Source organism: Methylocystis sp. WRRC1 (assembly GCF_020733155.1).
Taxonomy (GTDB): Bacteria; Pseudomonadota; Alphaproteobacteria; order Rhizobiales; family Beijerinckiaceae; genus Methylocystis.
In genome coordinates, this window is the sequence record NZ_JAJFZJ010000001.1 from 3,394,299 (window position 1) to 3,406,556 (window position 12,258).

At 66.2% G+C, this 12,258-nt stretch carries 9 protein-coding genes; 2 read left to right on the forward strand and 7 right to left on the reverse strand.

Translation table 11 applies throughout. The features are described 5' to 3' along the window. Positions 1-27 precede the first annotated feature (27 nt). Positions 28-1,269: a glycosyltransferase family 4 protein gene (locus LG047_RS16660; RefSeq protein ID WP_227967878.1), complete on the reverse strand. Its 1,242-nt coding sequence runs from the start codon at positions 1,267-1,269 to the stop codon at positions 28-30. Between the two features lie 2 nt (positions 1,270-1,271). After that, entirely contained in the window at positions 1,272-2,498 is a 1,227-nt protein-coding gene (locus LG047_RS16665) for a glycosyltransferase family 4 protein (RefSeq protein ID WP_227967879.1), read from the reverse strand. Between the two features lie 116 nt (positions 2,499-2,614). On the opposite strand from LG047_RS16665, the gene parE reads away from it, so the two are divergent. Continuing rightward, entirely contained in the window at positions 2,615-4,630 is a 2,016-nt protein-coding gene (gene parE, locus LG047_RS16670) for a DNA topoisomerase IV subunit B (protein ID WP_227967880.1), read from the forward strand. Positions 4,631-4,692: 62 nt separating this feature from the next. Here parE and LG047_RS16675 read toward each other — a convergent pair whose 3' ends face one another. Then, positions 4,693-5,193 carry a CHRD domain-containing protein gene (locus LG047_RS16675; protein ID WP_227967881.1) on the reverse strand — a complete coding sequence of 167 codons (501 nt, stop codon included), beginning with the start codon at positions 5,191-5,193 and terminating at the stop codon, positions 4,693-4,695. Between the two features lie 189 nt (positions 5,194-5,382). Between LG047_RS16675 and LG047_RS16680 the strand changes: the two genes are divergently transcribed. Then, positions 5,383-6,492 (forward strand): sensor histidine kinase, encoded by a 1,110-nt coding sequence (locus LG047_RS16680; RefSeq protein WP_084679349.1) that lies wholly within the window; start codon positions 5,383-5,385, stop codon positions 6,490-6,492. Here the strand turns inward: LG047_RS16680 and mutT are convergent, their stop codons facing one another. The 4 genes from mutT to LG047_RS16700 form a co-directional block, all read right to left on the reverse strand. Beyond that, complete coding sequence (mutT, locus tag LG047_RS16685) at positions 6,493-6,894, reverse strand: 8-oxo-dGTP diphosphatase MutT (protein WP_227967883.1); 402 nt, start codon at positions 6,892-6,894, stop codon at positions 6,493-6,495. It abuts the gene before it with no gap. A 5-nt stretch (positions 6,895-6,899) separates the two neighbouring features. Continuing rightward, positions 6,900-8,147: a bifunctional glutamate N-acetyltransferase/amino-acid acetyltransferase ArgJ gene (gene argJ / locus LG047_RS16690; RefSeq protein WP_227967885.1), complete on the reverse strand. Its 1,248-nt coding sequence runs from the start codon at positions 8,145-8,147 to the stop codon at positions 6,900-6,902. A 122-nt stretch (positions 8,148-8,269) separates the two neighbouring features. Continuing rightward, entirely contained in the window at positions 8,270-9,163 is an 894-nt protein-coding gene (locus tag LG047_RS16695) for a peptidyl-prolyl cis-trans isomerase (protein WP_227967886.1), read from the reverse strand. A gap of 89 nt (positions 9,164-9,252) precedes the next feature. Then, complete coding sequence (locus tag LG047_RS16700) at positions 9,253-12,243, reverse strand: bifunctional [glutamine synthetase] adenylyltransferase/[glutamine synthetase]-adenylyl-L-tyrosine phosphorylase (RefSeq protein WP_227967887.1); 2,991 nt, start codon at positions 12,241-12,243, stop codon at positions 9,253-9,255. Between the last annotated feature and the right edge of the window lie 15 nt (positions 12,244-12,258).

The window sequence follows — 12,258 nt, forward strand, 5'->3', positions numbered from 1 at the left end:
CATAGCGCAGGACGATTGCGGCGTCGATCAGGCCGCCGCGGCGCGGCGACTCAGCATCTCCTCATATATCGCGACGATGCGCTCGACATGCCGCGAGAGGGTCGGCGGATCGCGCCAGAAATCGTCGTAGGCGGCGCGGCTCATGCGGGCGACCGTCGCGTCGTCCTTGAGCCGGCCGATGGCGCGGGCAAGCGCGAAGGCGTCGCCGGTGTTGAACCAGAGGCCCGTCTCGTCGTCTGCGACCTCCTCGCGGCCGGCGCAGCCATTGGAGACGATCACAGGCGTCCCCATCGCCTTCGCTTCCAGCACGGTCAGCGGCTGGCCTTCATACCAGAGCGACGGGAAGACGAGCGCGCGGGCGTTGCGCAGCGCCTCCGCCGCTTCGTCGGGCGACTTCCAGCCCAGCAGGCGCGCGTCGGGAAAGCGCTGCGCGATCTCCGCCGTCATTGGCCCGTCGCCCACGAAAGTCGCGACCTGGCCGATCCGCGCGGCGGCCTCCGCGAAGAGCAGCGGGCCTTTCTCGGGCGAGAGGCGCCCGAGAAAGATGAAGTCGCCGGAAGCCGGATTTTCCTTGGGCCCGCGATCGACGGCGTCGATCGGGTTCGAGACATGATGCAGCCGCGCGCTCTTCGGAATGAAGGGCGCGATGACGTCCCGCTGGAAATTGGAGATGCAGACATAGTCCGAAAAGACCTGCGGCAGCCGCGCGAAATGATTGGCGAGCAGCAGCCGCCCGCCGCGCCAGAGCTTCCTGACGTAATTGCGCTGGTCGCAATGCGTCGCGAAACAGGCGGGCGACAGCGGCTCGAGCGAACAGGCGACATTGGTCTGGTAATTGTAGAAACCGCCGTTGGGGCAGAACAGGAAATATTCGTGCACCGTATAGAGCGCCGGCAGTTTCGATTGCGCGATTGCGGGCGCGATGGACGGCGACAGCGCGCGCGCCCATCCATGCACATGAACGACCGTGCGATCCGCCGGCAGCTTCGCGAGAAGTTCGCGAAGCGCTTTGGCGGCGTCCGTGTTCCACGTTCCCTGAATCATCGCCGCCGCGCGCGAGGGATTGCCGAGGAGATCGGTCTGTCCGAGACAGGCGACCTCGACGCCTTCTTCCTGCAGACGCGGGTCAACCGGCGCCGCCGCGGCGAAGAAGATCACGCGCAGCCCTGCGCGCTTCATGCCGATTGCGCTTTCGATCGCGACCTTGGCCTGTCCGCCGGTGATGGAGCCATGGTCGACGCAGACGACGACCGTCAGAGGTTCAGACATCGTCATCCCTTTCGCGACAGCATCCGGTCATAGACCTTCAGCGTTTCCTCAATATGCCGGTCGAGCGTCGCCGGCGCGCGCCAATAGGCGTCATAGGCCTGCGCCGAAAGACGCGCGACGAGCGCGTCGTCCTTCAGACGCGTCATTGCGTCGGCGAGGCTCGCGGCGTCGCCGCTCTCGAACCAGAGGCCGGTGACGCCATCTTCCACCGCCTCGCGGCCGGCGCAGGCGTCGGAGACGATGACGGGCGTTCCCATGGCCTTCGCCTCCAGCACGGTGAGCGGCTGGCCTTCATACCAGAGAGAAGGAAAAACCAGCGCGCGCGCATTGCGCATCGCGGTTCGCACCTCCTGCGGCGCCTTCCAGCCGAGCATCCGTACTTGCGGGAAGCGCGCGCGAAGTTCCCCGGCGATATGGCCGTCGCCGACGATCACCGGCGTCACGCCCGCGCGCTCCGCGGCCTCCGCGAACAGAAAGGCGCCTTTCTCCGCCGACAGCCGGCCGACGAAAAGAAAATCCCCGCTCGCCGGATTTTCCTTCCGGCCCAGCGGCTCCGCCTCGACTGGATTGGTCACGCGATGGATCGCCGCGGCGCGCGGGAGGTAGGGCGCCAGCGCCTCCTCCTGCAATTGCGAGATCAGCAATATGTCGGAGAAGGCGTCGGCCAGATGCGCGACATGCTGCGCGACCAGCATGCGCGCGTTGCGCCACAGCTTGAAAGGATAGTTGCGCGAGTCGCAATTCGTGGCCCAGCAGGCGGCGGACATGGGCGCGAGGCGGCAGACGGCGTTTTCCTGATAGTTGTAGAAACCGCCATTGGGGCAATGCAGGAAATATTCGTGCATCGTATAGGCTGCGGGAAGTCCCGAGGCGCGGATCGGCTGTGCGATGGAAGGCGAGAGCGCCTTCGCCCAGCCATGCACATGGACGATCGTCTCGCGCGGAAGCGGCGCGAGGACTTCAGCGAGGGCGCGGGCGGCCTCGGCGTTCCAGACGCCCTGCCGCGCGGCGGCGAGGCGCGAGGGGTTGCCCAGAATGTCGTATTGGTCGAGACAGCGGGTCTCGATCCCCGCCGCCTGAAGGCGGGGATCGGCTGGCCCGCAGGCCGCGAAGAAGATCACGCGCGCCCCCGCCGCCCTGAGACCGAGGGCGCTTTCGATGGCGACCTTGGACTGCCCCCCGCTGACGAAGGCGTGATCGACGCAAATGACGACGGTGGGGAGGGGCATGGCGGCTCCGGCGGGCGGGGAGGGCGCAGCCTATACCGGTCAAGCTTGCGGTGGAGTAAACAGGGGACCCGTTCGCGCCGCGCGCATCCCGTCTCGAATCGCGTTAATATCCCGCCATGGCCACTAAACCCGATCTTTTCGGCGGCGCGCCGCGCAAGGCGCCCGCGTCCAAACCCGCCGCGAAAAGCGGCCCGGTCGAATATTCCGCCGCCTCCATCGAGGTTCTCGAGGGGCTGGAGCCCGTGCGCCGGCGCCCCGGCATGTATATCGGCGGCACCGACGAGACGGCGATGCACCATCTCTTCGCCGAGGTGCTCGACAACGCCATGGACGAGGCCGTCGCCGGCCACGCCACCTTCATCGAGGTGACGCTGGAGCCCGGCGGCTGGCTGACCGTCACCGACAACGGCCGCGGCATCCCCGTCGGCCCGCACCCAAAAATGAAGGACAAGTCGGCGCTGGAAGTCGTGATGACCGTGCTGCACGCCGGCGGCAAGTTCGACTCGGGCGCCTATCAGACCTCGGGCGGCCTGCACGGCGTCGGCGTCTCGGTGGTGAACGCCCTGTCGGAGAAGGTCGAGGTCGAGGTCGCGATCGAGCAGCAGCTCTACCGCATGGAGTTCTCGCGCGGCCTGCCTCTCGGCAAGCTGGAGCGGCTTGGCAAGGTGCACAACCGCCGCGGCACGAAAGTGCGCTTCAAGCCCGACGCGCAGATTTTCGGCGAGAGCGCGCATTGGAAGCCCGCGCGCCTCTTCCGCATGTCGCGCTCCAAGGCCTATCTCTTCGGCGGCGTCGAAATCCGCTGGCGCTGCGATCCCTCGCTGATCGAGCCCGGCTCGGACACGCCCGCCGACGCGGTGCTGCGCTTCCCGGGCGGCCTGAAGGATTATCTGGCGCGCGAAGTCCACGGCAAGGAGGTCGTCACCGACCAGCCCTTCACCGGCAAGGTGACGCGCGAGGGCGGCCATGGCTCGCTCGAATGGGCGATCTCATGGCTCCCGGAGGACGACGGCTTCGTTCACTCCTACTGCAACACCGTGCCGACGCCCGATGGCGGCACGCATGAGGCGGGCTTCCGCCTCGCGCTGCTGAAGGCGCTGAAGGACCATGCCGATCGCGTGGGCCAGACCAAGCGCGCCAAGGACGTCACCGGCGACGATCTGATGGGCCAGTCGGCGGCGATGATTTCTGTTTTCATCCGCGAGCCGGAGTTTCAGGGCCAGAACAAGAGCCGGCTGATGAGCGTCGAGGCGTCTCGCATAGTCGAGAGCACGGTGCGCGACGCCTTCGACCACTGGCTCGCCGCAGCGCCGACGCAGGCCAACAAACTCCTGGATTTCGCGGTGGAGCGCGCCGAGGAGCGCCTGCGCCGCCGAGCCGAGAAGGACATCGCCCGCAAGACCGCGACGCGAAAGTTGCGATTGCCGGGCAAGCTCGTGGACTGCACCAATAACTCGGCTCAAGGCTCCGAGCTGTTCATCGTCGAAGGCGATTCCGCCGGAGGCTCGGCCAAGGAGGCGCGCAACCGCGCGACGCAGGCCGTGCTGCCCTTGCGCGGCAAGATTCTGAACGTCGCGTCGGCGACCAAGGACAAGCTGCTCGCCAATCAGCAGCTCGCCGATCTCACGCAGGCGCTCGGCTGCGGGCTCGGCGCGCATTATCGCGAGGAGGAGCTGCGCTACGACAAGGTGATCGTGATGACGGACGCCGACGTCGACGGCGCCCATATCGCGTCGCTGCTCATCACCTTCTTTTACCGCCAGATGCCCAAGCTCATCGAGAAGGGCCACCTCTATCTGGCGCAGCCGCCGCTCTACAAGCTCACGCAAGGGCCCAAGACGGTCTACGCCCGCGACAACGACCATCGCGACGAGCTCATCAGGACTGTGCTGACGGGCAAGGGCAAGATCGAGACGAGCCGCTTCAAGGGCCTCGGCGAAATGAGCGCCGCGCAGCTCAAGGAAACGACGATGGACCCGACGAAGCGAACGCTGCTCAAGGTCGTCATCGAGGGCGAGGATCGCGAGGAGACCGCCGACTGCGTCGAGCGGCTGATGGGAAACAAGCCCGAGGCGCGCTTCGCCTTCATCCAGGAGAAGGCCGCCTTCGCTGTCGAGCTTCTGGACGTGTGACGCACCCGAGACGCCGTTCCGACTCGAAGCGAGTCGGAACGGCGCCGGCGGCGAATGGCGACTTAGTGGAGCTGACCCCGCACCGCGCCGTTCGGAAAAGCGCCGTTGTGAACATTGACGTAGAAGCTCGTCGGGTCCGCGCGAATGGCGTTGGCGGTCGCCGCCGGCACATTCGTGCAGCCCGACGAGGCGCCGGGATTGCCGCCGCCGGGCGCGTTGGGCGGGAGGAGATTCACGACAACGCCGCCGTTGACGCCAGACGGCCCGCGGTGGATGTGGGCCGCGGTCGCGCCGGCGAGATTGTCCACGGTGAGGCCGAAACAGATAGTGGTGGTCGTCGCGTTCAGCGGGACCAGCAGCACCGTCGCCGAGCCAATGGCGTCGAGATCGCCCTTCCGGCAGACCGGCCCTGCGGGCGGCGCGGCGGAGTTGCACTCATTGCCGCCGTTGAGGACCGCGAACAGCGGCGCCCCCATCGCGGATTGCGCTCTTGCGCCGGTCGAACAGGCCAGAACCCCGACAGCGGCCAGCGCCGCGCATGCGAATGCACGAAATGTAATCATTGGAGTATCCCCCTCTCCGAGGCACTTCCCGTCGGAACGGGCAAGCGTCGACAAACAAGATAGCGCAAGGGATCGGGAAGAACAGCTTCAACTTTGCAAAAACAGCCCGCAGTCGCGCAAAAGGCGGATTGCGGTTTTTCTCGCCTCGCGACGCATCCCGTACTATGCTTGTTTTCGATCAGTTACGTCATGACCCGACTATCTGAGGATCACTACTTGACCGACGCCGATTTAAGCCTCGACCCCCCGGCCGCATCGACAAAGCCGCACTCGGGATGCGACGTCATCAGCGATCAGGCCGACGCGCTGGAGCGCATGCAGCTCGCCCTCGACGCCGGGCGCACCGGCATATGGGACTGGAACCTCGTCACCGGCGAGGTGCATCTCGACGCCCGCGTGCGCCAGCTGTGGGGACTTCCCGAGGACACGCAGGCGAACTTCGAAATCTTTCGCAACGCGCTGCACCCGCAGGATCGACGCCGCACCAAGGAGGCGGTCGAAGTCGCGCTCGACCCAAATCATGACGGCGATTACGAGATCGAATATCGCGTCATCGGTCTGAAGGATCAGGTGGAGCGCTGGGTGTCGATCCGCGGCCGCACCTATTTCGAGGACGGCCGCGCCGTGCGCATTCTCGGCACGGCGCGCGACATCACAGGGCGCAAGCAGCGCGAGCAGCATGTCCGCGTGCTGCTGCGGGAGCTGGTGCATCGCTCGAAAAACCTGCTCGCCGTCGTGCAGGCGATGTCGCGTCAGACCGCCGCCGGATCGCCCTCGGTCGAGGACTTCCAGCGCAAGTTCAGCGCGCGGCTGCAGGCGCTCTCCATGGCGCACGACCTGCTCGTCTCGCAGGACTGGCGCGGCGCCTCGATGCGCGAGCTGGTCCGCGCGCAGCTCTCCTATTGCATGGACGTGCCCAAGGACGACATCGGCGAGCATGCGCGCATCGACGGCCCGAAGATCATGCTGAAGCCGGAGGCCGCGCAAAACATCGGCCTCGCGCTTCACGAGCTCGCGACGAATGCGCTGAGCTATGGCGCGCTGTCGCGCCCCGACGGCGCGGTTTCGCTGAGCTGGCGGTTCGAGGACGGGCGGCTGAACATCGAATGGCGCGAGAGCGGCGGCCCTTCGGTCACGGCGCCGCCGCGCGAAGGTTTTGGCCACAAGGTCGTCAAGCGGCTTGTCGCCCAGGCCCTCGACGGAACAGCGACGCTGAACTTTCCGCCCGACGGGCTGGTGTGGACGCTGTCGATCCCTGCGAGCTTTGCGATGTTGAAGGTCGAACAGACGTCGGCGTGATCAGCCCAGCAGGTCGATCAACGGCGCGATCAGAGGCGCGTCCGCGGGCGGCATGTCGTAATTGCGCAGATCGCGCGGGCGCACCCATTTGATCGCCTGGCCTTCGGCAGGCGCGACGAAGCCTTCCCATTTCCGGCACACGTAGAGCGGCATCAGCAGATGGAAGTCGTCATAGGCGTGGCTCGCGAAAGTCAGCGGCGCGAGGCAGGGCGCCTTGACGACGACGCCGAGCTCCTCCGCCAGCTCACGGATCAGCGCGTCCTCCGGCCGCTCGCCGGGGTCGAGCTTGCCGCCGGGAAACTCCCACAGGCCGGCAAGCTGCTTTCCCTCGGGCCGCTGCGCGATGAGAACGCGATTATCCGCGTCGATGAGCGCCGCCGCGACGACGAGAAGAAGTTTCATCGCGCTCAACTACGGTAGTCGCCGTTGATGGCGACATATTCCTTCGTGAGATCGCAGGTCCAGACCGTCGCGGTCCCGGCGCCGAGGCCGATGTCCACATTGATCACGATCTCCTGGCGCTTCATGATCTCGGAGACCTCCTCTTCATTGTAATTGGGATCGCGCAGGCCCTTGCAGGCGACGCGCACGCCGCCGAACCAGATGGCGAGCCTGTCGCGGTCCGCCTTTTCGCCGGCCTTGCCGACGGCCATGACGACGCGGCCCCAATTGGCGTCCTCGCCGGCGATCGCCGTTTTCACCAGCGGCGAATTGGCGATGGAGAGCGCGATGCGCTTGGCGGCTTTGGCGCTCTCGGCGCCCGTCACCGTCACTTCGACGAATTTGCGCGCGCCTTCGCCGTCCTTCACCACCTGATGCGCGAGATCGAGCAGCACGGCGTCGAGCGCGCGCCTGAAATCGGCGAGGCGCCGGTCGTTCGCCTTCTCGATCTTCGGCGCCCCGCGCTTCTTCGCCGCGCCGGTCGCGAAGAGCAGCAGCGTGTCGGAGGTCGAGGTGTCGCTGTCGACGGTGATCGAGTTGAAGGAGCCCTGCACCGATTTAGACAGCATCGTCTGCAGCGCGTCGGCGGCGATCGGCGCGTCGGTGAAGACGAAGGCGAGCATGGTCGCCATGTCCGGCGCGATCATGCCGGCGCCCTTGGCGAAGCCGCTGATCGTCACTTCCACGCCGCCGATCGTCGCCGTGCGCGTCGCGAGCTTGGGGAAGGTGTCGGTCGTCATGATCGCGCGCGCGGCCTCCAGCCACGCGTCGGGCCGCGCCTGCTGCGCGAGCTTGTCGAGCACGCCGTCGAATTTCGAGGCGTCGAGCGGCTCACCAATAACGCCCGTAGAGGCAAGGAAAATCTGCCGCTCGCTCGCGCCGGTCGCGGCGGCGGCGAGTTTGGCGGAAAATTTCACCGCCTCTGCGCCGGTTTTGCCCGTGAAGGCGTTGGCGTTGCCCGAATTGACGAGCAAGGCCCGCGCCTTGCCGCCCTTCAGCTTCGCGCGGCACCAGTCGACGGGCGCTGAGGAGCATTTGGATTTCGTGAATACGCCGGCGACGGTCGCGCCTTCGTCCATGATCGCCAGCATGACGTCCGTGCGGCCCTTGTAGCGCACGCCGGCGGCGCCGGCTGCAAAGCGCACGCCGTCGAGCGGCGCGATTTCCGGCGTCGTTTTCGGCGCGAGGGGCGAAAGGGGAGCGTCATGGGCCATCGGAATCACCCTTGGTGGTGCAGTGCATCACAGGGGTTTGGCGGCGCGACGCGATGGCGTCAAGCCTTTCGATGGGCCAAAAAAATCAGCCGGCGCGCGCGAGGCGCGCCGGCGCTTTCAAACTACTTTTTCTTCTCTTCCGGCTTCGCCGCCGGGGCGGCGGCCGGCTTGGCGTCCTTCGCGGCGTCGGCCGGAGGCTGATCGGTGCGCTCGATCTTGGCGGCCTCGCGCAGCTTCACGACGAGATCGCTCTGGGCCTTCTGCACGACATAGCGGGCGACCTGATCCTTAACCTGGTCGAGCGGCGGGAAGGCCTTCGGGCGCTTTTCGTCGAGCTTGATGATGTGCCAGCCGAACTGGGTCTTCACCGGATCGGAGAGCTGACCTGGCTCGAGCTTGGCGGTGGCGTCCGCGAATTCGGGCACCATGCGGTCCTTGGTGAACCAGCCGAGGTCGCCGTTCTTCGGGCCGCTGTCCTTCGACACCTCGGCGACGACCTTGGCGAAATCCTCGCCGCCCTTCACGCGCGCCAGCGCCTTCTTCGCATCCTCCTCGGATCCGACGAGGATATGGTGAGCGTGATATTCCGTCTCCGGCTTCTGGTTCTTCGCAGCCTCGTCATAGGTCTGCTTGATCGCGGCCTCGGTCGCCGCCTGCTTCGCGACATTGCCCAGCAGCGTCTCCATCAGCGCCTTGTCGCGCAGATAGGCGAGCTTCTTGGCGAACTCCGGCGTTTCAGCGAGCTTGTCCGCCTGCGCTTTCTGAACGACGAGCTGCTCGTCGACGAGGAAGTCGAGCACATAGGCGTCACGCGCCTTGCCTTCGAGCTGGCGTGGAATGCCCGGGCCGAGATCTTCCATCGCGAGCTTCAGGTCATCGTCGGTAATTTCGACGCCATTGACCTTGGCGAGCACCTTGGCGTTCGCCGGCGCGCCGGCCGCCAGAAGGGCGGCGAGGCCGAACGCCCCGAGGGCGGCGCGGGTCGTGAAACGCGCATTCTTGCGGGCATGTGACATGATTTGCTCCAGAAAACAGGGCGAAAAGCCCCAAAAAGGCGGGCGCCGCAGTTGGCGTGAAAGGTTCCTGCGTGACGAATTTGGCGTATCTATGCCCGAGGCGGCGTCTCTGACAACTCCCTTCCGCCCGAAAGCTGCGCGCCCCGAACCGGCCCGACGATGTTGACAAATATCTCGCGCGTCTTTTTTTCCGTTTCGCCCAGCAGCGCCTCGAGATGCGAGAGGTTGGGCGAGTCCCCGACGCGCAGCAGGAGTTCGGCGAGGCCGCGCGGCGCGTCCGCCGGGCGGAAGGCGTCGTCGACGGCGAGGCGCAGCAGCTGCATGAGGCCCTGATAGAGGCGGTAGGCGGCGATCAGCGCCTCGGCCGCGCCTGCGTCGAGCAAGGCGGCGTCGCGGAGCTTCTGCAGGGCGTCGGGCGTCGTGGTCGAAAAGACTTCGGGGTGTTGGCGCCCGTGCAGCAGCATCAGATATTGCGCCAGAAATTCGATGTCGATGAGCCCGCCCGCAACCTGCTTCACCTCCCAGGGGCTCGTCGAACCCTTTTCCTTTTCGATCAGCCGGCGCATCGCGAGCACGTCGGACTTGAGTTTTTCCGGGCTGCGCGGAAGCGTCAGCGCCGTGCGGATCGCCTCTTCGACGCGGACGGAGAAATCCGCTGGTCCCGAGAGAGCGCGGGCGCGGGTGAGCGCCATGTGCTCCCATGTCCAGGCCTCGTTCTCCTGATAATCGGCGAAAGCCCTGAGGCTGACCGCGATCGGCCCCTTGTTGCCCGAGGGGCGCAGGCGGAAGTCGGTTTCGTAGAGCAGGCCCTCCGCGGTCGGCGCCGACAGCGCGGTGATGAGGCGCTGGGTGAGGCGGGCGTAATATTGCGGCGTGGAGACCGAGCGCTCGCCGCCGACGGACTCCGCGAGCGGATCGGCATCGTAAAGCAGCATGAGGTCGAGGTCGGATGCGGCGGTCATCTCGCGGCCGCCGAGTTTCCCCATGGCGACGACCGCCGCCGCGCCGCCCTCGATGCGGCCATGCGCCTTTTCGAACTCCTCGCAGACGCGCTGGAAAAGGCCCGAGATCAGCGTTTCCGCGAGCCGCGTGTAGGCCTGGCCGGCCTCCGCGACGGACACGGAGCCGGTGAGCACGCGGACGCCGATGAGGAATTTTTGCTCCTGTCCGAAAATGCGCGCGCGATCGAGCGCGTCTTCGTAAGAGCTGGCTTCGCCGAATTGCGCCGCGAGACGCTGCTCCAGTTCGGCCTGCGTCGGCACGGTCTCGAAGAAGGCGGGCTCCATCAGCGCGTCGAGCACGCGCGGACGGCGCGAAATGGTCTGAGAAAGCTTCGGCGCCGAACCGGTTATCGCGGCGAGGAGATTGAGCAGCCGCGGCTGAGAGACGAGCAGCGAAAAAAGCTGCACGCCCGCCGGCAGTTTCGAGATCAGCTTGTCGAAAGCGAGAAAGGCCTGATCGGCGTTCTCCGTCGCCGCCAGCGCTTCGAGCAGTTTGGGCGTGAGTTCGGTGAGGCGCTCGCGCGCAACCGTCGAACGTGTTGCGGCATAGCGGCCGAAGTGCCAGCCGCGGATCGTCGCGGTGACGGTCTTCGGATTCGCGAAGCCCATATTGGCGAGCGTCTCGATCGTGCCCGGATCGTCGTCGTCTCCCGTGAAGACGAGATTGCCGGTCTCGGAAGTAAGCTCCGGCGCGCTTTCGAAGAGGCGCGCATAGTGTCCCTGCACGATGTCCAGCCGCTTCAGCAACGCCTCGGCGAAATCGGCGTAGCCGGCGAATCCCATCATGCGTCCGATGTTGGCGACGCCTTCTTCCGTGTCGGGAAGCGTATGCTTCTGCTCGTCCGCGACCATCTGGATACGATGTTCGACGTCGCGCAGGAAAAGATAGGCCTCGCGCAATTCGTCACGCGCCCGCGCCTCCACCCAGCCGCTGTCGACAAGCTGATCGAGCATGGGAAGCGTCGCGCGCCCGCGCAGGCTCTTGTCGCGCCCGCCGGTGATGAGCTGCTGCGTTTGCGTAAAGAATTCGATCTCTCGAATGCCGCCGCGGCCGAGTTTTATGTTGTGGCCGACGACGGCGATCTTCCCATGGCCCTTGTGGGTGTGGATCTGCCGCTTGATCGAATGAACGTCGGCGATGGCCGCGAAGTCGAAATATTTGCGCCACACGAAAGGCGCGAGCTCCTTTAGAAACTCTTCGCCCGCGAAAATATCGCCCGCGACGGGCCGCGCCTTGATGAAAGCCGCGCGCTCCCAGTTCTGGCCCATGCTTTCGTAGTAACTGAGCGCCGCCTCCAGCGGGATTGCGATTGGCGTCGCGCCGGGATCGGGGCGCAGGCGCAGATCGGTGCGGAACACGTAGCCGTCGCTCGTGCGCTCGCTCATGATCTTGACAATGCGCTTCGTCATTTTCACGAAGAAATCGACGTCCTCTGAGGGGTCGGCGAGCCGCGCGCGCGAGCGGTCGAAGAAGACGACGAGGTCGATGTCGGAGGAATAATTGAGTTCGTAGGCGCCGCCTTTGCCCATGCCCAGAAAGATCCAGCCGGAGCCGCGCTCCGGATCGCGTATGTCGGCGAGTTCGATCTTGCCGGCGAGAGAGGCTGCGCGCAGCGTGAAGCGGACGGCGGCGGAAAGCGTGGCGTCGGCGATGCGGGTGAGCGCCTCGGTCGCCTGCAGCGTCTCCCAGACCTTGGAGAGATCGGCGATGGCGATGACGAGCGCCGCCTCCTGCTTGACGAGCCGCAATTCGCGCATCAACGCCGCTTCATCGTCGGTCTCTATCGCCCGCGTCGCCTCGATGAGTTGCGCAACGCGCTGCGCCGGATCGCAGGTCAACGCGGCGGCGAGGCGGGCCGGATCGCGCGTTGCGAGATCGGTGAGATAGGGCGAGGAGCCAAACACGCCGAAAAGCAGGTCGCGCGCTTTCGGGCGCTCCGCCATGACCGCCGAGAGCGCGCCCCCTGCGGCGGCGTCCTTCTCCAGCGCCCGTTCGAGCCCCTTCTGCGCCCTTTCGGGGTCGGCGGGGTCGATGATGACTTTCGCGCGGTCGATGAGGGAGGCGGCGTCGGGCGTCAAAAGGCGTTTCCTTGC

Coding starts and splice junctions, on each gene's coding strand:
- LG047_RS16665 (WP_227967879.1), bottom strand. CDS start 2,498: ATGCCCCTCCCCACCGTCGTCATTTGCGTCGATCACGCCTTCGTCAGC.
- parE (WP_227967880.1), top strand. CDS start 2,615: ATGGCCACTAAACCCGATCTTTTCGGCGGCGCGCCGCGCAAGGCGCCC.
- mutT (WP_227967883.1), bottom strand. CDS start 6,894: ATGAAACTTCTTCTCGTCGTCGCGGCGGCGCTCATCGACGCGGATAAT.
- argJ (WP_227967885.1), bottom strand. CDS start 8,147: ATGGCCCATGACGCTCCCCTTTCGCCCCTCGCGCCGAAAACGACGCCG.
- LG047_RS16695 (WP_227967886.1), bottom strand. CDS start 9,163: ATGTCACATGCCCGCAAGAATGCGCGTTTCACGACCCGCGCCGCCCTC.
- LG047_RS16675 (WP_227967881.1), bottom strand. CDS start 5,193: ATGATTACATTTCGTGCATTCGCATGCGCGGCGCTGGCCGCTGTCGGG.
- LG047_RS16680 (WP_084679349.1), top strand. CDS start 5,383: ATGACCCGACTATCTGAGGATCACTACTTGACCGACGCCGATTTAAGC.
- LG047_RS16660 (WP_227967878.1), bottom strand. CDS start 1,269: ATGTCTGAACCTCTGACGGTCGTCGTCTGCGTCGACCATGGCTCCATC.